Here is a 25,323-nt window from a genome sequence, read left to right on the forward strand (position 1 = left end):
CGATGTGGATGTGGCGCAGGAAGCAGCCGGACCCGCCTCCGGAATCGCCGGCACCGGCCACGTTGCCGGTGACCCGTGCCGAATGGCGAAGCCTGCCGCCGATCCAGCGCGCCGTCGCGGAGCATCCGCTGATCAATCCGGTGCAGCGATTCAGCTCCACGCTGACGTCCTGGCGGAGCCCGGCCTACCTTGAGCCGCTGGGCCATCGGGTCGGCCCGGCGGAGCCCTCGGGGGTCATCGATGGTCTCGCGCGGGCGCCGATGCCAGCGCCGGACATGCCCGTGGTGCAGCGGTCTGTGCGCAAACGTGGTGTGCTGTCGCGTCTTTGGGGAATGTCGGTGCAGCGCGCTGCCGAGCCGGACCCGCCCGTGGTCGAAAGCCTCGCCCCCGAACCGGAAGCCGAGCCGCCGGCAGCGATCGAGGAGCCGGGGCGGTCTTTCGAGCCGACGGCCACGTTCGTGCTACCAGCCGTCGCGGCCGCGCCGCGGGAAACCGATCGGCCGTCGATGCCGCTGACCGCCGCCGGCCCGTCGGCGGTCTCGGCGCCGGTGAGGACGATCCAGGCGATCCGGTCGGAAACCCCGAGCGCTCCGTCGCCTACGCCGGAGCCTCCGGTCGAACCCATTCCGCTGTCCCCTGAACCGCCCGAGGGCGACCATGGCGCGATCGTGCCGGAGCCAGACCCGGTTGGTGCCGAGTTCTTCGAGACCGTGCCGGTCGGGGCCGCGGACCCGCTTCCCGCCGGACCACCGGCCTCGGAGGCGGTGACCCCGCGCCCGGTCGAGCCGTCGCGGCCCGCGCTACCGGTCGTCCAGCGGACCGGACAGATCGAGGCGGCCCCACGGCGGCTGGGGCTCGGCGCACCGATCCTGCCGGACTCGGACCAGGCCGAGGTGCTGGTTCCACCGGTCGTCGAAGTGCCCGACGCGGCTGGACCCGTCGTCGAAGCCGAGGTGGACGCTCCGTTGGCGGGCGCCGTCGAGACTTCGGTGCTGCCCACGGCGACGGCCGCCTCGGCGCCGGTGGCGGACGAGGTTCCGCGGCCGGTGGCCCGGATGGTGGCGGGGGAGGAGCGGATTCCTCCGGCCACGTCCGTGGAGACGCCGTCGCCGGTGTTGCGGACCTCCACGCCGGTGGCGGTCCAGCGTTCGGTCGTTGAACCGGTTCGGGGTCTTCCGTCGCCGGTCCACGGGGAGGTCTCTGCGTCGGTGGCGGTTCAGCGTTCGGTCGTTGAGCCGGTTCGGGGTCTTCCGTCGCCGAACCGCCAGGACGCACCGCGGTCCGTGGCTTCGGTTCAGAGACCGGTGCAGCGCCTGCGAGGCGAGTCACCACGGGAGCCCGCGGAGGCGCCGATCTTGGTCTCCCGGGCAGTCGAACCACCGCCGAGCCTGCCGATGGTCACCTCGTCGCGATCTTCACCCCGCACCGACTCCCACCCGCTCGAACCACCGCGGATCCGGTCCGGGACAACAGAAATTCCAGAACCGCCCGGCACCCCGGGCGGCTCGGTGAGCGCGCCACCGGCATCGGCGATCCCCACATCGCCGCTGCCGGTGGCACGAGTCGTCGACGGCGTGGCCACTGCATCGCCCGCACCGGCGGTGGTGGCTCAGCCGTCGGCGACCCGGCCGACCCTCACCGCCTTGATGAGCGGGCAGAGCGCTGCCTCCCCGCTGCCGGAATTGCCCGTGTCCCGCTTGACGAGCGAGGGCAGTGCTGCCAACCCGCTACCGGAACTGTCCGTGTCCCGGGTGATCGAGGCTCCGCCGCTCACGAACCCGCTGCCGTCCGCCCGTGTCGCGGACGCTTCGACACCACGGGCCGTCCAGCGCGCCCACGAGCCGAGCCCGCTGATCGCGGAGACGCTTACCGCCAAGAGGATCGCGTTGTCGCCGGTCGTTCAACGGAATGACGTAGGAGCGTCCCCTCAGCCGACGGCGGTGCTTCCAGTGGCGAGAACCGCGGAGAACGTCGAGCCGAGTGAGCGAACCGGGCCGTTGCCGGTGGCGAGGACCGCCGAAGCAGCGAACGGCTCGCGGTCCACAATGGACGTTCCGCGGACCGCGCCACGCGCTGTCCCGAGCGAGAACGGCCTGGTACTCAACCTGCCACCCGTCGTCGTGTCGCGGCAATCCGAGGCGGCCCCGGTCGTCCAGCGCGAGCCGGAAGCTCCACCGCCGGAGCCCGTCGCGCCGCCGCCCGCGGCATCGGTGCCCACGGCGCCGGCGACCGCGACGGCGGCGCAGCCGGAGACCGAGGAACTCGTCAAGAAGCTGTTCGACCCGCTGCTCCGGCGGCTCAAGACCGAACTCCGCCTCGACCGTGAGCGCCGCGGCGCGCTCACCGATCGCCCGCACTGAAGGAGAAACCGATGCCGAACGCGGAAGAAGCCGTCGCCGTCTGTTACGTCGTCAAGCTCGACGACAAGAACCTCGGCAACCTCGGCGCATTCAGCAGTTGCGACGGGCTGGGCTGCGAGTTCGTCATGGAGCAGCGGGAAGAGGGCGGCAACAACGGGATGGTCTGGCAGCTCCCGACGCGGATCAAGTACTCCAACATCAAACTCTCCCGGCCGATCACCGAAGCCAGCTCGCAGATCACGAAGTGGTTCGCCGGTATGGCGGGCGGCATCGAGCGCAAGACCGCGACCATCGAAGCACGCACCCTCGAAGGCACCGTGATCGCCAGCTGGTCGCTGGAGGGTGTCGTTCCCGTGCGCTGGAGCGGGCCGCAGCTCTCGCCCGACTCGCCGAAGGTCGCCACCGAGACCCTCGAACTGGCCCACCACGGCTTCCTCAGCCCGGCGAAGAAGGGCTAGCCATGTCCTCGCCCGTCACGTTCACCTCCGCCGGATCCCAGCCGCCCGCGGCGTACGGCTCCGGCGAACCGGCGCCGAACAACCTCCAGCGCGCGCTGCTGGAGGTCCGGAAACCCCCGCAGTCCGGCGGCACCGGGCAGCCCGGCGCCAAACTGTTCGAGATCAAGTTCCAGTTCAACCCCAAGGAACTCTCGCTCACCAAGAACGCCAAATGGGGCCGTGACCCGCAACGCAACGCGAAGAAGAGCGGCCCGCCCGAGTTCAAGGGCTCGGACCCGTGCAAGCTCGCGCTGGAGATGTTCCTCGACGCCACGGACAAGATGGACGACGCCGTCGTCAAGAAGGTCGAGCAGCTCTTCACCTGCTGTGTCGCCACCGAGGAAAGCCGCCAGCACGGCAAGGGTTCGCCGCCGTGGGTGATCTTCAAATGGGGCGGCATGACCGGCTTCCCCGCCTACGTCGCCAACGTCACCGCGAAGTACACGCTGTTCACCCCGTCGGGGACCCCGGTGCGCGCGGTGTGCACGGTGAACCTGGAGGAGATCGCGGGCGAGCTGAGCGGCCAGAACCCGACCTCGGGCGCGCTGGCGGCACGGGACACGCACGTGTTCGTCGCCGGCGATTCCCTGCAGGCGGTGGCGTTCCGTGCCTATGGCGACGCGGGGAAGTGGCGCGAGATCGCCGACGCCAACGACATCGACGACCCGATGCGGCTGCGGCCCGGAACCCGGTTGCTCGTGCCGGCACTGGAGGAACTCGATGGCTAACGAGAGCTTCGCGAACAACCTCATCGTCGAGGTCGGCGGCGGTCCGCTGCCCGACGACGTGAAGACGCTGCTCTCGTACGCCTATGTCGACGACAGCCGGAACCTGCCGGACATGTTCGTCCTGCGCTTCCGCGACTCCGGGCACGTGGTGCTGGACAAGGGGAAGTTCACGGTCGGCGCGCCCGTCAAGCTGAAGGTGCAGACCTCCGATCCCGAAGGGCCGCAGGAGCTGCTTTCCGGCGAGGTCACCGCGGTCGCGATCGACCTCGACCGGATCGGCACCTTCACCGAGGTCCGCGGCTACGACCACGCGCACCGGCTGTTCCGCGGCCGCCGGGTCGCGGTCTACCCGGGGATGAGCCTCGCCGACGTCGTCAGGAAGGTGACCCAGCGGGCCGGGCTGAAGGTCGGCACGATCGATGCGGTCCGTGGGGTCGGCGGCCGCCCGAACACGCAGTTCAGCCAGGACAACGTCAGCGACTGGGAGTTCCTGTCCCGGCTGGCCGATTCGGTCGGCGCCCAGATCGCGGTGCGCGACGGCGCGCTGGACTTCAGCCTCGCCGAGAAGCCTTCGGCCGCACCGGCCGTCACCGCCAAGGCCAACACCGACCCGCTGGTGCTCGAAGCACATCGGACGCTGGTCAGCCTGCGCGCCAGTGTCACCGCGGCCGAGCAGGTGCCCGAGGTCGAGGCCCGTGGCTGGGACATCGAGCGGAAGAAGCCCCTGGTGGCCGCCGAAAAGCCGAAGAACGCGGGAACCGAGGTCGAGGGTGTCGACCCGGTCGCGCTCGCGAACAAGTTCGCCAGCCCCAAGTACGTCTCGGCGGATAAGCCGCGGCGGACCCAGGCCGAGGCCAAAGCCGCGGCGGTCGCGCTGTCCGAACGGCTCGGCAGCGCCTGCACCGAACTCGACGGGGTGGCCAAGGGCAACCCGAAGCTCCGGGCGGGCGCGGCGGTGACGCTGACCGGCGTCGGCAAACCGTTCGCCGGCAAGTACACGCTCACCAGTACCCGGCACCTGTTCAACGCGGAAGTCGGCTACACCACCGAGTTCGCCGTCTCCGGCAGGCAGGAACGGTCCCTCTACGGGCTGGTCTCCGGTGGTCACGGGGCATCCGCGTGGCCCGGAGTGGTGCCTGCCGTGGTCAGCGACGCGCGGGATCCTGCCGGGCTCGGCCGGGTCAAGCTGACCTTTCCCTGGCTGGATCAGAACTTCACCAGCAACTGGGCGCGCACGGTGCAGCCCGGCGCCGGGAACGGGCGGGGCGCGATGGTCATGTCCGAGGTCGGCGACGAAGTGCTCGTCGGCTTCGAGCAAGGCGACTTCGACGCGCCGTATGTTCTCGGCGGGTTGTATAACGGCGTAGACGCGGTCCCGAAGTTCACCGCGTCGCCGATCGACGGCAACAGCGGCGAGATCGCCGTACGGGGCTTCGTCTCCCGCAAGGGCCACAAGCTCGAATTCGCCGAGCAGGACGGCATCGTCGTCGCCTCCGGGGACGGGAAGCTGGTGGTCAAGCTCGACCAGAAGAACCAGATGATCGAAGTGACCAGCGGCAAGGGCGTCACGGTGAAGGCGCGCAACGGGGTGAGCATCGACGCGGGCAGCGGTCCGCTGGAGCTCAAGGGCCAGAAGGTTTCCGTGAAGTCGATGACCGAAGCGACCGTCGAGGCGGGCAGCGGCCTGAAGCTGTCGGGTAAGGCGGGTGTGCAGGTCGAAGGCGCGACGGTTTCGGTCAAGGGACAGGGCCAGGCGGAGCTGACCGCGAGCGGCATGGTGACCGTGCGCGGCGGCGTGGTCAAGATCAACTGAGGGGAGGGCGGAGCCGAGATGTATGCGACACGCCGGCGACTTCGCGCACCAGGCAGACCGGCAACCGAGACCCGCCGGGTCTTGAGCGACTGAGGGGAGTGGGCATGCCACCAGCCGCGAGGGTCGGCGACCCGACCGGGCATCCGGGCGTCATCGCCGGGCCCGGTGTGCCGACCGTGCTCATCGGCGGGATGCCCGCCGCCACCGTCGGCACGCCGCACACCTGCTCGTTCCCGCCGCCCGCGGTGCATCCGCCGACACCGATCGTGCCACCGGGCTGCCCGACGGTGCTGATCGGCGGCCTGCCCGCGGCGCGCATGGGCGATCTGGCCGCCTGCGGCGCGCCGATCGTTTTGGGTTGTCCGACCGTCCTGATCGGAGGCTGACGTGGATTTCCTCGGCAGGGGGCTGGCGTTCCCGGTGCGCACCGACGCGACGGGTTCGATCGCCTTGGTCAGCGGAGAACGCGAGGTCGTCGAGAGTATCCGGCTGATCTTGGCCACCGCTCCCGGTGAACGGCCGATGCGCCCGGAGTTCGGCTGCGCGGTGCACGATCTGGTGTTCGCGCCCGCCGATTCGGCCACCGCCGGGCAGATCGCCTACGAGGTGCGCACCGCGCTGGAACGGTGGGAGCCGCGGATCACGCTCACCGACGTCGTGGTCGGGTTCTCCGAGGCCGAGCGCGGCACGCTGCTGATCGACATCAAGTACCAGCTGCGCGGCACCAACGACCCGCGCAACCTGGTCTTCCCGTTCTACGTGATCCCGCCGCACGAGTCCATTCAGGACGGTGTGTGATGTCGCTGCCCCTGCCCAATCTCGACGACCGCCGGTTCCAGGACCTGGTGGACGAGGCCAAGTACCTCGTCCAGCGCAACTGTCCGGAATGGACGGACCACAACGTCTCCGACCCCGGCGTGACGCTGATCGAGACGTTCGCGCAGATGGTCGACCAGGTGCTCTACCGGCTCAACCGGGTGCCGGACCTGCACTACCTGCGGTTCCTCGACCTCATCGGCGTGCGGTTGTTCCCACCGGCCGCCGCGCGCGCCGACGTGACGTTCTGGCTGTCGGCGGCGCGGGACGTCCCGGTGGTCGTGCCCGCGGGGAACCAGGTCGCGAGCGTGCGCGACGAGGTCGAGGACCCGGTCGTGTTCACCGTGGAGCGGACGCTGACGATCGTGCCGTGTTCGCTCACGGGCCTGGCGATCGGCGGGTCCGGCACCGGTGCGCCACCGGTCGACCGCACCGACGAGCTGCTGGTCGGCGGCGAACCCGCGTGTTTCGCCGAAAGTCCCGCGCCCGGCGATTCCGTCTACTTCGGACTTTCGGACGCCGTGCCCGGCTGCGCGGTGCTGCTGCGGATCGACTGCGAGGTCGAGGGACAGGGCGTCGACCCGCACGACCCGCCGTGGGTGTGGGAGGCATGGGACGGGCACGGCTGGGCGGCCGGTGAGATCGACCGGGACAGCACCGGCGCGTTCAACCGGCCCGGCGACGTCGTCCTGCACGTGCCGCCGACACACGCGGTGTCGGTGCTCGCCGGCAGGCACGCGGGCTGGATCCGATGCCGCTTGACGGAACCGAAGCAGCATCAGCCGTTCTTCCAGCGGCCACCGCGGCTGCGTTCGGTCGAGGCGTCGACCATCGGCGGCACGGTCGGCGCGGTGCACGCCGAGGTCGTGCGCGGCGAGATCGTGGGCACCTCGGACGGTCTGCCCGGCCAGCGGTTTCCGCTCGGCAGACGCCCGGTGGTGGCCGGCGGGGACGAGCTGATCGTGGAGGTGTCCGGTCCCGACGGCTGGCAGGTGTGGACCGAGGTGTCCTCGTTCGCCGAGTCGGGGCCGGACGACCGGCACGTCCAGTTCGACCGGGTGAACGGTGAGATCGCGTTCGGCCCGGCCGTGCGCCAGCCCGAGGGCGGCCTGAGGTACTACGGTGCCGTTCCGGCCAAGGCCGCCGCGATCCGCGTGCCCGCGTACCGGGCCGGTGGCGGGCGGCGGGGGAACGTCGCCCGCGAAGTACTCGAGGTGCAACGGGATCCGATCCCGTTCGTCAGCACCGTGGAGAACCGCCGCCCGGCGACCGGCGGGGTGGACGGCGAGTCGGTACGGGACGCGGCGGTCCGCGGTCCCCTGCTGCTGCGCACCCGCGACCGCGCCGTCACCGCCGAGGACTACGAACAGCTCGCGCGCGAAGCGGCGCCCGAGGCGGCGAGGGTGCGGTGTGTACCCGCGCACGGCCCCGACGGCCGCGAGACCGGCGCGATCCGCGTCCTCGTCGTGCCCGCGGTTCCCGACACCGGCGAGCTGAACTTCGCGACGCTGATGCTCGAACCCGGGATGCGCACGCGGATCGAGCGGTATCTGGACGAACGCCGTTGTGTCGGCGCGCTCGTGTCCGTGGAAGCGCCGTTCTACCACGGGGTGACGGTCGTCGCCCGGTTGAAGGCGCGCCGCCGGACCAGCCCCGGCGCCCTCGGCCCGCGCGCGACGCAGGCGCTCTACGACTACTTCAACCCGCTCACCGGCGGGCCGGACGGCGATGGCTGGCCGTTCGGGCGGCCGGTGCAGTCCGGCGAGGTCTTCGCGGTGCTGCAACGGCTTCCCGGGGTCGAGATGGTCGAGGACGTCCGCCTGTTCTCGGCCAATCCGATCACGCGGGAACGCGGCGAGCAGGTCGACCGGCTCGACCTGCCGCCGCACGCGCTCGCGTTCTCGTTCGGGCACCAGGTCCGGGTCCGGGAGAGTGACGGATGAGAACGGCCGTGCCCGGGCTGCCGAGCCCGCATCCGATCGGCGAGCAACTGCCCTCGGTCTACGCCGAGGACCGGTTCGTCCAGGGCTTCACCGGTGCGCTCGACGAAGTGCTCGCACCGGTCTTCGCCACGTTGGACAACTTCCCGGGTTACCTCGACCCGGAATTGGCGCCGGAGGACTTCGTCGGCTGGCTGGCGCATTGGGTGGCGTTGCGCGTCGACGAGGGGTGGAGCCCGGCCCGGTTGCGCGAACTCGTGCTCCGGTCGGTCGAGCTGCATCGGTGGCGCGGTACGCAGCGCGGGCTCGCCGAGCACGTGCGGCTGCTGACGGGTGGCGCTGTCGAGGTGACCGACAGCGGCGGTGTCGTGGCGTCGCCGGAGCCCGGGGCGCCGCTCCCGGATCCGGGAGCACCGTGGGTCCACGTGCGCGTGCGGGTGCCCGAGCGGAACCGGATCGACGAACGACGGCTGACGGCGACGGTCGTGGACTCGGTGCCCGCACATGTGCGCGTCACGGTGGAAGTGGTGGAGGGGTAGCGATGGTGATTTACCGGGAGTGCGGGCATCAGGGGCCCGCCGACGTCGAGTTCTGCGGGGAATGCGGGCGGTACCTGAAATGGGACGACGAGGAACCCGTCGCGGCGCGCCGGCCGGTCGCCCAGTACCAGGCCGTGCAACCCGCCGAGCCGCTCGCGCCGGTCCGGCAGCCGCAGCAGCGGACGGTCGAAGACCAGACGCTCCACCCCGGCGACCTGATCTGCGGCAGATGCGGCAAGGGCAACGTGCCCACCCGCAATTTCTGCGGCCGTTGTGGCGCGTCCCTGGCCGAATCGGAGGTCGTGAAGACCTCGTGGTGGCGACGGTTGTTCGGTCGCCGCGCCAAGGAACACAAGGCGGGGGAGCGGCCGGGCAAGGACGGTGTCCGCCGCCGCGCCGGCCGCGCCGGTGCCGCGCGACGCCGCGTCGGCAAGGCCGTCCGCCGGGTGGTCGCGGTGATGCTGCTGCTCTCGGCGCTGATCTACGCGCTCTACCAGCCTTTCCGGGGCGCGATCAACACCGCCGCGGTCGGCCTGTGGAATCAGACGACGGGAATCTTCGAAACGAAACTGAATCCGGTACGCCCGAGCAAGGTGACCGCGAGCGCGCAGTCTCCCGGCCATCCGGGGAACCTGGCGGGCGACAACGCCACGAACACCTTCTGGGCGGCGCCCGCCCAGAGCGAACCCGTACTGGTGTTCACCTTCGACCGTCCGGTGGATCTGCGGAAGGCGATCGTGCATTCCGGCAACGGCGCGAACTTCCAGGCCGCGCACCGGCCGAAGGCCCTGCATCTCGTCTTCTCCACCGGCAAGACCTACGACATGGTGCTGGCCGACACGCCGGACGCCCAGGAGGTCCCGATCGAGAACAGCGCGGGCGCGACCGGCGTCGAGCTGCACGTGGTCGGGCTGCATCGTTCGCTGGACGGCATGGACGTCGCGATCTCCGAGATCGAGTTGTTCGAGGCCGGCTGAGGAAGGGGGCGAGTGTCGTGTCACGAGCCTTGACCGTCCACAAGGGACACCCAGGCCGCGCTTCGCCGCCAAGTCACCGGGGCGCGCCGCCGAGACCGCTGACGTTGCGAAAGCCACTTTCCCAACCTTCAACGTTGCGAAAGTGGCTTTCGCGACACGCCACCTTTGCCTTGCGCGAAGTGATCGAAGCGGACGCCGAAAGCCGATCTTTGGTCCTTTATGGACAGTCGCCGATGCTTTCGGGACCTGACACTTTCCGGTGGCACCACTGAGGAAGGACTGGATGACCATGCGCCCGAACCGAGCGGTGGCGGCGATCGCGTGCGTCGCGGTGCTGGGCGGAGCGGCGCTCACCGGGGTCTTCGCGCCGACCGCGGCGCAGCAGCCCGCCCCGCCCGCCGCGCCCTACCGCGTCGGATACGTCAGCGCCGCGACCACGGGCCTGGTCCAGGCGACAGGCGAGGGCGTGGTGGCGGCGCTGCCCCCGGGCGCCGCGGGCGTCGATTCCGACGCGTCCGCGGGCAACGGCGGCCTGGTGTGGGTGAGCAAACGGGCCGTCCGCGACGGAGCCGAGCGCGACGGCGAGATCTGGTACCTCCGGGACGGCACCCAGGTTCCCGCACGCCTGACCGACGACGCGACCGCCGACTCGCGTCCGGCGTTGTCGCCCGACGGTTCGTCGGTCGCGTTCGTCTCGGAACGCACGGGCAGCAAGGACATCTTCGTCATCGGCGTCGACGGCCGGGGTCTGCGCCAGGTGACTTCCGGCCCGGCGGCGGACGATTCGCCGAGCTGGTCGCCCGACGGTGGCCGCCTCGTGTTCAGCGGCACCGGCGACGACCCGGCCGGTGACCTCTACACCGTGCCGGCGAGCGGCGGCGCCCCGACTCGCCTGACCACTGACCCCGGCGCCGACATCCAGCCCGCCTGGGCCCCCACGGGTTCCCGGATCGCTTTCACCACCACCAGGTTCGACCCGGCCGGGGACGTCGTGGTCATGGCCGACACCGGTGGCGCGGTCACCCGGGCGGTACCGGAGCCCGGTGACTCGTCCGAGCCCGCGTGGTCGCCGGACGGTGCGCGGCTGGCCTTCACCACACGGCAACCGGATCCGCTCGGCGACGTCAAACAGGTCGCCCTGTCCGGCGGTCAGGTCTCGGTGATCTCCGCGCGGCCCGAGGCCGGCGAGACCGAACCGACCTTCCGCACCGGAGGGCAGCCGGTGTTCACCCAGCTTCGCGGTGGGGACACCACCGACATCTGGAGCGCCGACGCGCGCGGCGGTGATCGCCGCGACCTCACGAACCGGCCGGACGCGGACGAAGCCGATCCCGCCTTCTCACCGGACGGGACTTCGCTGGCCTACACGGAATTCGGCACCGGTGAGTTCCGGAGCAGCCGGATCGTCGTGGCGAACGCCGACGGCGGCGCGCCCCGGCCGCTGACCGGGGCCGAGGACGGTGAACGGGAGCGGCACCCGGCATGGTCGCCGGACGCGACGAAGATCGCCTTCACCCGGACCGTGTCGATCGGCGACGGGTCGGACAGTTTCGTCCGGATCGTGCGCGTCGCGGACGGCCGTCGTCTCGGCGACATCCCGATCCCGGCGCATCTGCGCGGTGACGACTCGCAGCCGGTGTGGTCGGCGGACGGAACGAAGATCACGCTCACCCGGGCCGCCACCCGGATCGGGCCGCCGGGACCGTCCAGAGTGGACCCCGCGGTGGTGGACGTCCCGGTCGGGCGCGGCGGTTCGGCGCGGATCGGGAAGACGGTGCAGACCGACCGGATCCGGTCGCTGCCGGATGTCGTCCTGCTGATGGACCAGACCGGTTCCATGGGCGGGGTGATCGAGCAGGTCAAGACGAACCTCGGCAAGGTCATCGACAGCGTGCGCGACCGGGAGCAGGAAGCCCGGTTCGCGGTCGCGGCGTTCGGCGACGTGGCCGACGACGAGGGTGAACCGATCCCGCGGTCGTTCTTCGTGCAGCAACCGCTGACCCCGGCGGGCACCGAAGCCGAGCGCAAGCTGCTGTCCGACGCGTTCGCCCGGATCGAGGCTGGCGGCGGCGGAGACACCGCGGAAGACTGGCTGCTGGCCCTGCAGAAGGTCGCGACCGGAGCCATCACCTTCCGCCCGGGCAGCAGCCGGATCGTCGTCCTGGTCGGAGACGCGGCGAGCCACGAAGACCCGCCGGACAGGGGTTCGCCGGTCCGGGCGGCGGTGATCGCCGCGCTGAACGCGGCGGACATCAGCGTGGTGGCCGTGCCGGCGGTCACGGGCGGGTCGAGCGAGGATCCCGACCGCGGCCTCGACGCGCGGGGGCAGGCGACCGCGATCACCAAGGCGACCGACGGTGTCCTCACCCCCGGCACCGACGCCGGCCAGATCGCGGAGGCGATCATCGCGGGTATCGGCGACCTCCCGGTCAGCGTCCTGCCGGTGAGCTTCTGCGATCCCGGCCTCACGATGACGTTCGATCCCGCGGGGCCGCAAAGTGTTCCAGGCGGCACGAACGCGCGATTCACCGAAACGGCGACGGTGTCCCCGACGGCCGTGCCGGGTTCACTCCTGCGCTGCCGCGTGGAGTTCCGGTTGAACGGGGAGACCACCGTGCGGCCGGGCTACACCGAAAGCGTCACCGTGCGCGTCAAAGATCCCGCTCTGCCACTGATCACGCTGCACGACCGGACGGTGAACGGGACCGGCCCCACGGTGATCGACTATCCGGTGAGCGCGGTGGATGTGGACGGCGGCCGGCTCAGTCCGAGCTGTACGCCCTTGTCCGGCAGCTTGTTCCCGGTCGGGGCCACCACGGTGACGTGCAGGGCCACCGGGAAGAACGGCACGGCCGTCGAGACCGCGGTGATGGCCGTCGTCCCGCCGGGGGAGGGCCGGCGGAAGCAGGTGTGGCAGGTCTCCTTGACCCAGCCTTCGCCCGACGTCGTCGTGCCGGGAGACCAGCGTGATCTTTCGTCGCTGTTCGGGCCGGGTTGCGGTGCGGGCGCGGAAGGAGCGGCGGACGTCTCGCCGGACGGGGCCACACTGGCGTTCCAGAGCGGCAACACGCTGGTCTGTGTCGCTCCCGCGGACGGCGGGCCGGGCCGGATCCTGGTGCAGCGCACGGGATTCGTCGACGATCCGGCCTGGTCGCCGGACGGCGGGCTCGTCGCCTACACGAATTCCCCGGGTGAGTCCCCGTCACGGGTCGCGGTCGTGCCGTTCACCGGCGGCGACGGCCGGATCCTCATCGAGGGCCCCGGCGGGGCCGGGCAACCCGCGTTCCAGCGGATCCCCGACCTCGCCGTGAGCGCGACCGCCGTACCCGCCGCGATCCCGTTCGAGGGGCTCACCACGTTCGAGTTCGTCGTCACCAATCGCGGGGTCACCGCGTCACCCGCGGTGGGTCTGTTCGTCCGGCTGACCGCCGGACTGCGGCCGTCCGCGGTCCTTCCCACCAAGGGCACCTGCACCCCCGAACTGGTGTGCGCGTTCGGCACGCTGGTGCCGGGCGAGGAAGTACGGGTGCGGTTCGGCGCGACGGGCCTGACGGCGGGAACGCAGGTGGCGACCGGCACGGTCACCGCCACCGGCCAGGACGCCGACCCGCGGGACAACTCCGTGACGGCGGTCGTGACGGTCGGTGGGAAGCCGGCGCCGCCGGTGACTCCCGGCTCGCTGTCGGTCGGGATGTCGGTCTCGGCGGTCCCGCTGTTCGCCGGCGGCGACGACGTGGTGCTGACGTATCTGGTGCACAACGGATCCAAGGCCGCGATGCCGGGTGTCCGGCTCGTGACCCAGCTGCCCCCGCAACTCCCCGCGACCTCGGCCGCACCAGGATGTGCGCCGGGTGGCGGAAGTTGCGCGCTCGGGACGCTGGCACCCGATCAGACCGTGACGGTCCGGATCTCCTTGGCCGCGAAGGCCGCTTTCGAGGGCCAGGTGTCCGGAACGGTGAGCACGACGGGACCGGACGGCGACGCCGGGGACAACACGGCGAACGCGCGAGTGGTGGTCCGGCAGCCGGTGGTCGAACTGGACCCGAAGGTCGGCACACTCGGCTTCGTCCCCCGGGTGCGGGGAACGGACTTCCCGCCGGGCGCGACGGTCCGGCTGGCCTGGTCGGCGGGTATCTCCGCGCCGGGGCTGGTCACGGTCGGCGCGGACGGAAGATTCGAGGCGCGCTTCTTGATCTTCCACCACGACCTGATCGGCCCGCGCACCGTGAACGTGACCTCGGTGGCAGGCCCGAAATTCGGGCAGGCGCGGTCGGAGCCGATCCTGGTGGTGCTCCGCACCCTGCAACCCCCGTTCCTCACCCGAGGCTGAGTGTCCGTCGGCGGATTCGGGGCGGGTAGGTCACGATTTCCCGCCGCCGGGCTGAAGGCTCCTTTCGTCGCACCAGGCGCGGCGACGGGAGCCTTCGGCCCCCACCGGCCCCGTCCACGAACACGGCACGGTCGGTCTTCTCCCTGACCGGTTCCGGCATGTCGTGAACCCGCCGACAGGCCGAGGAAGGCACTGCCCCTATGGGCAACAACCGGCGCACCGCCGCACACCCGTCCGCTGGTGCCGGTGGGAGCGCCGGACGCGCAGACTTCCGGGTATGGGAGCAACGGCGACGCTGTCGGAGGCGGGCCTGGTCGCGGAACCGGGCCAGGAGATCAGCTGCTCGGTGACCGTGCGCAATGCCGGGCGGGTGGTCGACCAGTTCGCGATCGAGGTGGTCGGCGACCCGGGTGCCTGGGCCACCGCGGAACCGGCGACGGTGAACCTGATGCCGGGGGAGGCGGGCACGGTCGTCGTCCGGTTCGCGCCGCCGCGGTCGTCCGACGTCCGGGCGGGCGTGATTCCTTTCGGGGTCAGGGTTTTTTCGAGCGAGGACCCGGCAGGGTCGGTGGTCGAGGAGGGCACCCTCCGGCTCGGCGCCTTCACCGAGGTGACCGCCGAAGTCGTTCCGGCGAAAGTGGAGGCCGGTTCCAAGGCCGACTTCGAAGTGGCCGTCGACAACCGCGGGAACCATCCGGTCGCGGTCGAGCTGAGCGCGCTCGATCCCGAGGACGAGCTCGACTTCGAGCTCGAACGGAACCGGGCCGACCTCGCGCCGGGAACGGCCGCGTTCGTCCGTCTCCGGGCCAGGCCGCGGAAACGGTTCCTGCGCGGGCAGCCCGTCCGGCATCGCTTCCAGGTGTTCGTGATCGCCGACGACGCCGAACCGCTCAAGACCGAAGGCACCATGGTGCAGCGCCAGTTGCTGCCGAAATGGCTGCTGCCGGCGCTGGCCGCGTTGCTGGTGTTGTTGCTGGCCTTGGTGGCGTTGTGGTTCACCGTGCTGAGGCCCGCGGTGAAATCGGCCGCTCGTGAAGCCGCTCAGGAACAGAACCAGGAGGTGATCAAGGCCGCGCAGGACGCGGGTGGTGCCGCGGGCGAGGCGAAGAAGGACGCCGATCAGGCCAAACAGAACTCCGAAGACGCGATGAAGGCCGTCGGGCTGACCCCGCCCGTGGACGGCGCGCCTCTCGCCCCCAGGCCGTCGAACGGTGTCCCCAACCCGGCGGGCAACGCCGCCGGGACACCGACCGACTTCCGCGTGGCGGCGGACGCGGCCGTCGACTCGAACGTCAACCGCTTCACCGAATTCCCCTACACCCTCCCGGATGCCGCGAAAACGTTGGTCGTCACCGACCTGATCCTGCAGAACCCGCGTGGCGACAACGGAACCCTGCGGCTGTTGCGGGACGCCGGCGGCACCAAGACGGTCCTGCTGGAAGTCGGCCTCGCGAACTTCCGCGATCTCGACCACCACTGGTTGCAGGCCTGGCGGTTCGCCCCCGGGGAGAAGATCGTGCTCGCCGTCAGCTGCCAGACCCCGGGAGGTGGTGCCCGGTGCACTCCGTCGGTCTCCTTCTCCGGCCGGATCGAATGAGCCGGGTCAGATCAGCCCCTCGCGCAAGGCGAACGCGACGGCGTGAGCGCGGTTGCGGAGCTGGAAACGGTTGGTGATGTCGTGCAGGATCGACTTCACCGTCCGCTCGGAGTAGCTCAGCCGGTCGGCTATCTCCTTGGTCTCGAGCCCGTCGGCGATCATCCGCAGCACCTTGGTCTCGCGTTGCGACATCCCGGCCAGATCCCAGCCGTTCGGTTGCAGCACGTCCCGCTGCAACCGCGACACCCGGGACAGCAGACGGCCGAGCAGGTCCGGCGGCAGCGCGCCTTCCCCGGCGGCCGCGGCCTTCACCAGTCGCACCAGGGTGTCGGGGGTGGCGTCGCCCCGGCGGATGATCGCGGAGACGCCGTTGCCCACGACGTCCAGCAACTCGGAGTCGTCCACCTCGCCGGCGACCAGCACGATCCCCGCGCGGCCGGCGCAGTGGAGGCTGCGCAGCAACTGCCGCGCCTCCTCGTTGAGCCGCTCGACGATGACCAGGACGACGGCCGGCTCGTCGGAGTCTTCGGCGAAGCGGATCTCAGGGCGTGAGCGCAGCGCGGCGGTGACACCCGCGTGCGTGATGGTGTCGGTGGCATGAAGCAGCACCGGGATCTGGTCGACGAGCATCGATGAACCCTCCCCGTGAACGGCGTTTCGTCCTTTCTCAAGGATCGTGCGGACCGGGTTCGGCGAACAGGGACCCGGTGTCCCGATTTGTCCCGCTTCGCTACTCCGACCGGGCGACGCCGGCCTTCCGGATCTTGGCGATGGCCTGGGCCCGGTCGGTGACCTGGAGCTTGCGGAAGATGTGGGACACGTGGTTTCGCACCGTTTTCGGGCTGAGCACCAGCCGGTCGGCGATGGAGGCGTTCCCCATACCCTGTGCGATGAGCCGCATGATCTCCCGTTCGCGCGCGGTCAGCTGCGGAAAGGACTCGTCGCGCGGGGATTCCGTGCCCAGCAGCGAAAGCACCCGGGTCGCGATCGCCGGGCTGAAGATCGCCTCGCCGTCGCCGATCACCCGTACCGCGCGGACGACCTGTTCGTTGCGCGCCCCCTTGAGCAGGTAACCGCGCGCCCCGGCGCGCATGGCGGCGAACACCGCGGCTTCGTTCTCGAACATGGTCAGCATGAGCACACCGGTGTGCGGGCCGGCGGCCACGATCCGGCGGGTCGCCTCGACGCCGTCGAGGTCCGGGAGGTTCAGGTCCATCAGGACGACGTCGGGCTCCACCCTGCGCGCTTCCGCGACCGCGGTGAGGCCGTCCGGCGCCTGGCCGACGACCTCGATGTCGTCGGTACCGTCGAGGATCGCGCAGATGGCCGCCCGGAAGGCGGGATGGTCGTCCACCACGAGCACACGGAGGGCCGGGAACATCGCTCACTCCTTGGCGGCGAGCGGCAGCCAGGCGGCGATCCGGGTGCCACCCGACGGCACCGGCTCGATCACGCAGCCGCCGCCGAGGTCGCCTGCCCGCTCCCGCATCGAACGCAGCCCGGTCCCGCCGACCGCGGGCAGCGCCTCGCCGCCGGTGCCGACGCCGTCGTCGACGATCTCCACCCGCAGATCGCCGTCCCGCGGCCAGAGCCGCACCGCGCACTGCCGGGCACCGGAGTGGCGGGCGATGTTCACGAGCGCCTCGCGGATGATCCGGTACGCGGTGACCTCCACCTCGGCCGACAGCGGTGGCAGCTCACCGCGGACCTCGACCGCCACCGCCAGCGGGCCGTGCTCGGCGGGTACCCGGTCGGCGAGCAGTCCGGCATACCGGCGCACGGCCGTGACGAGGCCGGTTCCGTCGAGCGCGGGCGGGCGCGCGTCGGTCACGATGCGGCGCAACTCGGTGATGGCGCCGTGGAGTTCTTCCTCGAGCCGGGCCAGGAGGCGCTCGGCCCCGGCCCGGTCGCGGACGAGCAGATCGCGGGCCGCGCGCAGCCCGAGCACCGCCACGGCGAGGGTCGGTCCGACGCCGTCGTGGAGATCGTTGAGCACCGTCCTGAGCCGGTCTTCGTACCCGGCAGGACGAACGACGTCGGTGACGACGAAGGTCCGGCGCATTCTCTTCCCCCCGTCCGGCGGCAGGACCTGGAACCAGTTCTCGCGACTCGAACGCGCGTAGCGTTCTGGTCACTCGCTGTACTAGTCGCGGAACGCGGCCCCGGCGTTTCCTCGCCTACCGCCAGGTCGGGTAACGGTTTGGGGCCGATGCGAACGTGCCGGGGTCGGTCTCCGCGCGGGCGCTGTGGTTTCCGGACCTCGGGGTCGCCCGAGCGGTCGATCACCGAGCCGTCTCAGCCGGCCTGTCCGCGGCGGACGAGGCCAGCCGCAGGTAGTTGCGCGAAGCCTCGCGCCACGATTCCAGCTCCAGCCTTTCGTTGGCCGCGTGCATCTGCCGGGGATCTCCCGGGCCCCAGATCACGATCGGGGCTCCGGCCACCGATCCGGCCAAAGCCGAGGCGTCGGTGAAATAGGTGGCGGCGGGTGCGGTGGTCCGGCCGGCGAGCAGCTCGGGCAGGAGCGCGGTCCGGACGGCGGGCAGGTCGAGCTCCACCTCCGCGACGATGGCCGGGTCGAGCGAGGAAGCCCAGGCGATCGCCGGCGCTCCACCATCCACAGTGCGCACATCCAGCGTCAGAACAGCCGACGCGGGCACGATGTTCGTCGCGGTCCCGCCCTCGAAGGTACCGACGTTGACGGTTTCCTCGCCCAGGTAGTCGTCGGCGGCCAGCGGGAGGGAATCGAGCGCGCCGAGGGCCCGGCCGGCGAGCAACCGGATCGCGTTGCGGCCGAGCCCGGGTGTGGAACCGTGCGCTGCCTTCCCTTTCGCGGTGAGCCGCAGCCAGGTGGCGCCGCGATGTCCGAGTGACACGCGGTTCCGGGTCGCTTCCGGAACCACGACGATCCGCGGTGTCAGGTCCAGAGAGGCCGAAGCCTCGGTCGCGCCGAGGCACCCGATCTCTTCGTCGCTGGTGATGAGGACCTGCGCGGGGACACCGGTTTCCGCGGCGTTGCGCAACGCGGCCAAGGCGGCGACCAGCCCGCCCTTCATGTCGACGCTGCCGCGGCCGTGCAAGAACTCCTCGTCGACGTCCGCGGAGAACGGGGTGCGTTCCCACAGTGCGGGGGAGCCGACGGGGACGGTGTCGATATGGCACACGAACAACGCCCCGTCGCCGGAATGGCTGCCGAGCAGTACCCACGGTCGCCCGGTGGTGGAGCGCCGCAGCACGCGTACGCCCGCGGTGGCGGTGGCGTAGGAGACGGCCAGCTCCTGCGCGGCGGCCTGTGCGGCGCTGTCGCCGGAGGTGGTGTCATGGCGCACCAGGTCGCGCAGCAACGCGAGGGCTTCGTCGGTCATGCGGGGTACTCCTGGGTCGATTCGCGGACGACGAGCCGCATGGAGAGCACGTGGTCGGCGGGGGCGCGACCGGCCGCGAGCCGGGTGATCTCGTCGACCGCCTTGCGGGCCATCTGCTCCGTCGGCTGTGCGACGGTCGTCAGCCGTGGCGAGGTCCATTCCCCGAGGGTGATTCCGTCGCAGCCGATCACCGAAAGGTCTCCCGGCACCGTGACGCCGGCGCGGCGGGCCGCTTCGAGCAGACCGACCGCCGCGATGTCGCTGGCGGTGAACACGGCTGTCGGCGCCGCGCCGGCGCGTGCCATATGCGCGAAGAAGTTCATGCCGAACGCCGAGCTGAAGGCGCCGCGCACGATCATCGACTCGTCCACCTCGACCCCGTGGGTCTTCATGGCCGCCCGGTATCCGGCCTCACGCTGGTCGGCCGTACGCAGTCCGGCCGGTCCGCCGACATGGGCGATCCGCCGGTGGCCCAGGGAGAGCAGATGGGTGGTCGCCTGGTAGGCGCCGCCGAAACCGTTCGCGGTGACGTGCGCGATCCGCGGCCCGGTGGCCTCGACGTACTCGTCGAGGAAGACGACCGGGAAATCGCCTGCCAGCCGGCTCGCGAAGGCTTCGTTGGTGTTGTTCATCCCCAGGTAGACCAGCCCGCCCACATCCGGCACCCGCATCAGGCGCTCGACGGCGGCGCGCTCCCGCAACGGCGATGAACCGGTGAGCGTGGTGAGCACGTCGATGCCGTCCGCCGCGGCGGCGTCGACCACCGCGTCCGCCAGCGTGGAGAAGTACGGGTTGTCCAGGGACGGGACCACCAGGCCGAGGCTGAGGCCGGTGACTTGTTTCTGCACGGGCGGATGCCCGAGGACCGACAGTGCGGCGTCGATGCGCCGGGCCGTCTCGGGGGCGACGTTGAGCTCTCCCTTGACGTACCTCGACACGGTCGACACGGCCACTCCGGCCTCTCGGGCCACCTTCGCCAGTGACATCCGGCTCCTCCCCGTTGAGCGTTGACGGCGACTGCAGCGCATCCTATATTGACGCCGTTGCGCTATGTTGCGCAACGAACGCTAATGCTTTTAGCCCGAAGGAGTCGTCGATGGTCAAGGTCCTGCTAGCCGGGGAGTCGTGGGTCAGTGCGACGATCGACCACAAGGGATACGACCCGTTCGCGCACACGCAGGTGGAGATCGGGTGCGAGCGGCTGCTGGCGGCGCTGGCGGCGGAAGGGGTCGAGGTGACTCACCTGCGTTCGCACGACGTGGCCGAGAAGTTCCCGCAGACACTGGAGGAACTCGGCGCCTACGACGTCGTCCTGCTCTCCGACGTCGGCGCCAACACGCTGCTGCTGCATCCGGACACCTTCACCCGCGGCCGTCCGACACCCAACCGGCTCAAGCTGCTGCGCGAGTGGGTCACGAACGGCGGCGGCCTGATGATGGCCGGCGGCTACCTGAGCTTCCAGGGCTTCGAGGGCAAGGCCAACTACCACCGGACCCCGATCGAGGAGATCCTCCCGGTCGACATCGACCCGTACGACGACCGAGTCGAGGCACCGGAGGGCGTCCGTGCCCGCGTCGTGCGGCCCGGCCACCCCGTGGTCGACGGCCTCGACCAGGAGTGGCCGATCCTGCTGGGTTACCAGCACACCACGCTGAAACCGGACGCGGAGCTGCTCGCCACCGTCGAAGGCGACGTCATGCTGGCCGTGCGCCAGGTCGGCCGCGGCCGCACGCTCGCGTTCACCTCGGACATCTCCCCGCACTGGGCTCCGGAGGAGTTCATGGACTGGGACGGCTACCGCAAACTCTTCGCGCAGGCGATGACCTGGCTCGCCGGCCGCGAACTCTGAGCCGCGCACTCGGGATCAAGGAGGATTCGATGAGTACGTCACCCACCGGCCGCGCGGCTTCGGTCGTCGTCCTGACGATCGCGACCGTCTTCGCCGGAATGCTCGGCCCGTTGCAGTCGCTCGTCAACGGACATCTCGGTACCGCGCTCGCCGACGGGCACGCCGCCGCGCTGGTGTCCTTCGGTACCGGACTGGTGCTGATGCTGATGCTCGTGCTGGCGCGCGCCCGGACACGCGACGCGTTCTTCCGGCTGCCCGGTCAGCTGGTGCGCGGCGAGATCCCGCGGTGGAACTTCTTCGCCGGCCTGTGCGGTGCGGTGATCGTGCTTTCCGAAGGCGTCACAGTGGGTTTCCTCGGGGTGGCGATCTTCCAGACTTCGCTGATCTCCGGCATGGTCATCTCCGGCGTGGTGTGCGACCGCCTCGGTATCGGAGTTCCGTTCAAACAGGCGATGAGCGCGCCGCGCGTGGCCGGGGCGATCCTCGCCATCTGCGCCACGGTGCTGGTGGTGTCCCCGAACTGGTCGGCTCCGCACATGATCGCGCTGGCGATCATGCCGTTCGTCGGCGGCTTGCTCGCCGGCTGGCAGCCCGCGGGCAACTCCGAGGTCGGCCTGCTGTCCGGCTCGATGTTCGTGTCCATCACCTGGAACTTCCTCATCGGCTTCGTGGCGCTCGGCCTCGTGTACGTGGTGCGGATGGCGGTCGCGGGCGCGCATTTCGCGTTGCCGGGCACCTGGTGGATGTACTTCGGCGGCCCCCTCGGCCTCCTGTCGATCGCACTGATGGCCTTGCTGGTGCGTGGTCTCGGGCTCCTGTTGCTGGGATTGGCCTCCACGGCCGGTCAGCTCATCGGGTCGCTGCTGCTCGAAATCGTCGCTCCCGCGGCGGGTTCGAGCCTGCATCTGGTCACCGTCATCGGCGCGTTCGTGGCGCTGGCGGCCGCGGCGATCGCGATGATCCCGTCCCGGCACACGGCCGAACCGGTGGTCCTCGCCCAGCCGGCCGAGGTGCGCCGTGGCTGAGGTGCGCGGTGTTCTCGGCGCGGTCGACGCGGCCGGCCTCGGGTTGGTGCTGCCGCACGAGCACCTCTTCAACGATCTGTCCTCGGCGGTCGCCGAACCCTCCTATGTGTCCACGCGGCGGCTCGTCGAGGCGGAAGTGGGGCCGGGCTGGCAGTTCCTCCTCCGTCAGGATCCCTACTGCTGCGCCGACAACGTGGCGGCGAAGGACCGTGCGAGCGTCGTGCGCGAGGTGACCGCGTTCGCCGCGGCAGGCGGCGGCACGGTGGTCGACGCGACCGGAAGCGCGGCGATCGGCCGGGATCCGGTGGCCCTGGCCGCGGTCGCCGAGGCCACCGGGGTCACCATCGTCATGGGCACCGGTGCGTATTTGGAGAAGTTCGAGGGGGAGCGCATCACCGCGGTCACCGTCGACGCGCAGACCGAGCACATCCTCGCCGAACTGGACGAGGGCGTCGGCGAAACGGGGATCCGGGCCGGGGTCATCGGCGAGGTCGGTGTTTCGCCGTTCTTCACCGAGGGGGAGCGGGCCTCCTTACGGGCCGCCGCGCTCGCGCAGGCGGCGCGGCCGTCCGTGGGGCTGAACATCCACATGCCGGGCTGGCAGCGCCGCGGGCACGAAGTGCTCGACCTCGTGCTGGAGGAATGCGGCGCGCTTCCGGCCAAAGTGGCGCTGGCGCACAGCGATCCGTCCGGCGAAGACCCGGCATATCAACGAGAGCTGCTCGAACGCGGTGTGCTGCTGGAGTTCGACATGATCGGCCTCGACATTTCGTTCCCCGGCGAAGGCGTCGCCCCGACGGTGTCGCAGACCGCTCGCGCCGTGGCGAGGTGGGTGCACGAGGGCTTCGGGGACCAGATCATGCTGTCGCACGACCTTTTCCTGAAGCAGATGTGGACGCACAACGGCGGGAACGGGCTCGTGTTCGTGCCGACGATCTTCGCCGATCTGCTCGAAGCCGAAGGCGTCGCGGCCGACGCCGTGGCCCGGCTGATGCGAGACGTCCCGGCCCGGTGGCTGACCGCATGAGCCGCGCGATAGCGGTGGTCGCGTCGCTCAACGTCGATCACATCGTGAAGGCGCCGCGTATCCCGGAGCCGGGGGAGACCCTGATGGGCTTCTCGGCGAGCCGGGAACTGGGCGGGAAAGGCGGCAACCAAGCGGTCGCCGCCGCCCGGCTCGGCGCGGAAGTGGCCGTGATCGGCTGCGTCGGCCGGGACGAGGACGGCGACGAGTACCTGGAAGCCCTGCGCGCCGAAGGGGTGGACGTGTCCCACGTGCGCAGGTCCGCGCTGCCCACCGGCAGGGCGGCGATCACCGTCGACGCGGAGGGCGTCAACTCGATCGTCGTCGTGTCCGGGGCGAACGCCGGCATCCCCGCGGCGGCGGCCGAAGCGGCGATCAGCGAACTGCCGGGGCTTCGGGTCATCGCGGGTCAGCTGGAAGCGGCGCCCGAAGCGACGGAACGCGCTTTCGCGGCTGCTCGCTCCCGGGGCGTGCTGACCGTGCTCAACACCGCGCCCGCCGACGACGTGGCCGGGAAACTGGTGCCGCTGAGCGATGTCGTGGTGTCGAACGAAATCGAGTTCCGTCAGCTCACCGGTCAGGATCCGTTCGACGACGACGGTTTGCGGCGTGGCGGTGCCGAACTGTTCGCCGCGGGCTGCCGGTGGGTGATCGTGACGCTGGGCGCCGGGGGATGCGCGGTCCTCGACGCGTCGTCGTCCACGCGCGTCCCGGCCGTCGCGGTACGGGCGGTGGACACCACCGCAGCGGGGGATTCGTTCGTCGGAGCGCTCGCCGCCCGGCTCGCGGAAGTCCCCGGTGAGCCGGCGGCCGCGGACGTGGTGGCGGCTTGCCGTTTCGCGGCGAAAGTGGCCGCTGTCGTCGTGACGCGGCACGGAGCGCACCCCTCGCTGCCGACCTTGGCCGAGGTGTCGGAGGACCGTTCGGGATGAGAGCGCGATGTCCGAAATCCGCCAGCATGCCGACGGTGGGCCGGGCGAATATCTGCTGATGATCGCTGAAACGCGGGGGATCCGCATCCGGCACCGCGGGCAGGAACCACAGGTCCACCCCACCGCCTACGTCGCCCCGACGGCCACGCTGGTCGGTGATGTCCGCGTGGGGCCGAGGGCGCGGGTGATGTACGGGGCGGTGCTCGACGCCGAGGGCTCCCGGATCGAGATCGGGGAGGCGGCGGTGATCTGCGAGAACGCGGTGTTGCGCGGGTCCGCGGTCGCCGGTGATCAGCCGGTGCTCGTCGGCGACCACGTTTTCGTGGGGCCGCATGCCACGCTGCTGGGTTGTGAGGTCGGCAGGTGCTCGTACGTGGCGACCGCGGCGACGATCCTGCAGCACGCCCGGTTGGGGGCCGGCTCGGTCGCCGCTGTCGGCGCGCTCGTCCACGCGCGGACCGTGGTGCCGGACGAGTACTTCGTGCCGCCGCACACCGTGGCGCTGGACACGCCGGTGCGGCTGGTGGCCCCCGGCGATCCAGAGCTGGCCGAGGCCATCGGCCGGGTGGGTTTCGCGCGGACGGCGTTCGGTGTCGACGCGGACTGGACCGACCGGATCAGCAGGTACGAGCGCATCGCGGAGGTGCGCGTCGCGGAATTCGGCACGCACGCGGACGATGAGGTCCTGAATCCCGGCTAGGGCGCGTTTCATAAGCCAGGCCCCAGGAGCCTGCTGCGAACGCTGTGGATTTCGCTGCCGGTAACGCCGATGCCGAGCAAGTACTGCTCGGCATCGAATCCGTCGAGCGTCGCCGTGACGGCTTCTTCGAGCGTGGTGGACCGGTCCGCGAGGGCGGCCTGGATGAGTGGTTCTTGGCCGGGGGTTCCCATGGCGGCGAACAGGGCTTTGAGGGCTTCGGCGGACATGGCGTAGTCCGCGGCGATCGCCCGGGGCTCGACATCGGCGAGCGCGAGCAACAGAAGCGCGACGAGCCCGGTTCGGTCTCGGCCGGCGCCGCAGTGGAACAAGACCCCGCCGGGGCCGGTGCCGGCGATCGCCTTGATGACGGCGGCGCAACGCCCGGCCTTCCGCTGGAGGAAAACGGGATAGTAGAGCGGGGTGCCGTTGAGCCGCTCACGGTTGACGTGCCGCCAGAACTCGATGTCGTCGATGTCGTCGAGCGGGACTTCGAGCCGGTCGACGCCGGCCGGGGTGGCGGGACCTTCCGGGGAGGCGGCGAATCGCGCCGAGCCGGCCTGTGCCGTGGACGGAGTTTCCGCGGGCCGGATCTCGTCCGCGTTACGCAGGTCGATAACCGTGTGGACACCGCACTCGCGCGCCTGGGCCCAACCCGCCTCCGTGACGAAACGAAGGTCCGCCGCCCTGAAGAACGCGCCGTAGCTCGTCGTCGCGCCGGACCTGGTCGGTAATCCACCGAGGTCCCTGGTGTTGAAGAAGCCTTCCCAGGCAACCGTTCTACTGGTGCTCATCGATCAGGAACTCCCACTCCTGCCCTGCGGCCCGGCACCCCCT

The 25,323-nt window shown here is 70.8% G+C and carries 22 protein-coding genes; 16 read left to right on the forward strand and 6 right to left on the reverse strand.

Annotated features, from left to right (window positions below; genetic code table 11):
• Window positions 1-2: 2 nt before the first annotated feature.
• The 11 genes from ACZ3HL_RS29270 to ACZ3HL_RS29320 all read left to right on the forward strand — a co-directional run bounded on the left by ACZ3HL_RS29270 (window position 3) and on the right by ACZ3HL_RS29320 (window position 15,597).
• A complete protein-coding gene (locus tag ACZ3HL_RS29270; protein WP_465534807.1) occupies window positions 3-2,360 on the forward strand; it encodes a hypothetical protein in 2,358 nt (785 codons plus the stop codon).
• A gap of 11 nt (window positions 2,361-2,371) precedes the next feature.
• Entirely contained in the window at window positions 2,372-2,818 is a 447-nt protein-coding gene (locus tag ACZ3HL_RS29275) for a phage tail protein (RefSeq protein ID WP_465534808.1), read from the forward strand.
• Window positions 2,819-2,820: 2 nt separating this feature from the next.
• Window positions 2,821-3,585, forward strand: a complete 765-nt coding sequence (locus ACZ3HL_RS29280; protein ID WP_395875279.1) for a CIS tube protein — start codon at window positions 2,821-2,823, stop codon at window positions 3,583-3,585.
• On the forward strand, window positions 3,578-5,398 hold the full coding sequence (locus ACZ3HL_RS29285; protein WP_465534809.1) for a VgrG-related protein: 1,821 nt from the start codon (window positions 3,578-3,580) through the stop codon (window positions 5,396-5,398). The genes ACZ3HL_RS29280 and ACZ3HL_RS29285 overlap by 8 nt, the downstream gene beginning before the upstream one ends.
• Window positions 5,399-5,502: 104 nt before the next feature.
• Window positions 5,503-5,784: a PAAR domain-containing protein gene (locus tag ACZ3HL_RS29290; RefSeq protein ID WP_240597075.1), complete on the forward strand. Its 282-nt coding sequence runs from the start codon at window positions 5,503-5,505 to the stop codon at window positions 5,782-5,784.
• A gap of 1 nt (window position 5,785) precedes the next feature.
• Window positions 5,786-6,196 (forward strand): GPW/gp25 family protein, encoded by a 411-nt coding sequence (locus ACZ3HL_RS29295; protein WP_465534810.1) that lies wholly within the window; start codon window positions 5,786-5,788, stop codon window positions 6,194-6,196.
• Window positions 6,196-8,157, forward strand: a complete 1,962-nt coding sequence (locus tag ACZ3HL_RS29300) for a putative baseplate assembly protein (RefSeq protein WP_465534811.1) — start codon at window positions 6,196-6,198, stop codon at window positions 8,155-8,157. Before ACZ3HL_RS29295 ends, ACZ3HL_RS29300 begins: the two co-directional genes overlap by 1 nt.
• Window positions 8,154-8,693, forward strand: a complete 540-nt coding sequence (locus tag ACZ3HL_RS29305; protein WP_465534812.1) for a phage tail protein — start codon at window positions 8,154-8,156, stop codon at window positions 8,691-8,693. The genes ACZ3HL_RS29300 and ACZ3HL_RS29305 overlap by 4 nt, the downstream gene beginning before the upstream one ends.
• 2 nt (window positions 8,694-8,695) lie before the next feature.
• Entirely contained in the window at window positions 8,696-9,670 is a 975-nt protein-coding gene (locus ACZ3HL_RS29310) for an NADase-type glycan-binding domain-containing protein (RefSeq protein WP_465534813.1), read from the forward strand.
• 283 nt (window positions 9,671-9,953) lie between these two features.
• Window positions 9,954-14,000, forward strand: a complete 4,047-nt coding sequence (locus ACZ3HL_RS29315; protein WP_465534814.1) for a DPP IV N-terminal domain-containing protein — start codon at window positions 9,954-9,956, stop codon at window positions 13,998-14,000.
• A gap of 277 nt (window positions 14,001-14,277) precedes the next feature.
• The gene (locus ACZ3HL_RS29320; RefSeq protein WP_465534815.1) at window positions 14,278-15,597 is read left to right on the forward strand and encodes a COG1470 family protein; all 1,320 of its coding nucleotides are present in this window, start codon (window positions 14,278-14,280) and stop codon (window positions 15,595-15,597) included.
• Window positions 15,598-15,603: 6 nt separating this feature from the next.
• Here ACZ3HL_RS29320 and ACZ3HL_RS29325 read toward each other — a convergent pair whose 3' ends face one another.
• The 5 genes from ACZ3HL_RS29325 to ACZ3HL_RS29345 form a co-directional block, all read right to left on the reverse strand.
• Entirely contained in the window at window positions 15,604-16,227 is a 624-nt protein-coding gene (locus ACZ3HL_RS29325) for a response regulator transcription factor (RefSeq protein WP_192744943.1), read from the reverse strand.
• A 100-nt stretch (window positions 16,228-16,327) separates the two neighbouring features.
• A complete protein-coding gene (locus ACZ3HL_RS29330) occupies window positions 16,328-16,978 on the reverse strand; it encodes a response regulator (RefSeq protein WP_465417664.1) in 651 nt (216 codons plus the stop codon).
• A gap of 3 nt (window positions 16,979-16,981) precedes the next feature.
• Window positions 16,982-17,659: a sensor histidine kinase gene (locus tag ACZ3HL_RS29335; protein WP_465534816.1), complete on the reverse strand. Its 678-nt coding sequence runs from the start codon at window positions 17,657-17,659 to the stop codon at window positions 16,982-16,984.
• A gap of 220 nt (window positions 17,660-17,879) precedes the next feature.
• The gene (locus ACZ3HL_RS29340; protein ID WP_465534817.1) at window positions 17,880-18,959 is read right to left on the reverse strand and encodes a M20 family metallopeptidase; all 1,080 of its coding nucleotides are present in this window, start codon (window positions 18,957-18,959) and stop codon (window positions 17,880-17,882) included.
• Window positions 18,956-19,945: a LacI family DNA-binding transcriptional regulator gene (locus ACZ3HL_RS29345; RefSeq protein ID WP_465534818.1), complete on the reverse strand. Its 990-nt coding sequence runs from the start codon at window positions 19,943-19,945 to the stop codon at window positions 18,956-18,958. Before ACZ3HL_RS29345 ends, ACZ3HL_RS29340 begins: the two co-directional genes overlap by 4 nt.
• Before the next feature lie 110 nt (window positions 19,946-20,055).
• On the opposite strand from ACZ3HL_RS29345, the gene ACZ3HL_RS29350 reads away from it, so the two are divergent.
• Genes ACZ3HL_RS29350 through ACZ3HL_RS29370 form a run of 5 tightly spaced genes read left to right on the forward strand, consistent with a single transcriptional unit; the run spans window position 20,056 to window position 24,489 of the window.
• Entirely contained in the window at window positions 20,056-20,808 is a 753-nt protein-coding gene (locus ACZ3HL_RS29350) for a glutamine amidotransferase (protein WP_465534819.1), read from the forward strand.
• Between the two features lie 29 nt (window positions 20,809-20,837).
• Window positions 20,838-21,833 carry a DMT family transporter gene (locus ACZ3HL_RS29355; RefSeq protein ID WP_465534820.1) on the forward strand — a complete coding sequence of 332 codons (996 nt, stop codon included), beginning with the start codon at window positions 20,838-20,840 and terminating at the stop codon, window positions 21,831-21,833.
• Window positions 21,826-22,860: a phosphotriesterase family protein gene (locus ACZ3HL_RS29360; RefSeq protein WP_465534821.1), complete on the forward strand. Its 1,035-nt coding sequence runs from the start codon at window positions 21,826-21,828 to the stop codon at window positions 22,858-22,860. Before ACZ3HL_RS29355 ends, ACZ3HL_RS29360 begins: the two co-directional genes overlap by 8 nt.
• Window positions 22,857-23,789, forward strand: a complete 933-nt coding sequence (locus ACZ3HL_RS29365) for a ribokinase (protein ID WP_465534822.1) — start codon at window positions 22,857-22,859, stop codon at window positions 23,787-23,789. The genes ACZ3HL_RS29360 and ACZ3HL_RS29365 overlap by 4 nt, the downstream gene beginning before the upstream one ends.
• Window positions 23,790-23,796: 7 nt before the next feature.
• Entirely contained in the window at window positions 23,797-24,489 is a 693-nt protein-coding gene (locus tag ACZ3HL_RS29370) for a gamma carbonic anhydrase family protein (RefSeq protein WP_465417640.1), read from the forward strand.
• A gap of 8 nt (window positions 24,490-24,497) precedes the next feature.
• Here the strand turns inward: ACZ3HL_RS29370 and ACZ3HL_RS29375 are convergent, their stop codons facing one another.
• The gene (locus ACZ3HL_RS29375) at window positions 24,498-25,280 is read right to left on the reverse strand and encodes a tyrosine-protein phosphatase (RefSeq protein ID WP_465534823.1); all 783 of its coding nucleotides are present in this window, start codon (window positions 25,278-25,280) and stop codon (window positions 24,498-24,500) included.
• Window positions 25,281-25,323: the final 43 nt, after the last annotated feature.

The organism is Amycolatopsis sp. NPDC000009 (assembly GCF_055563465.1).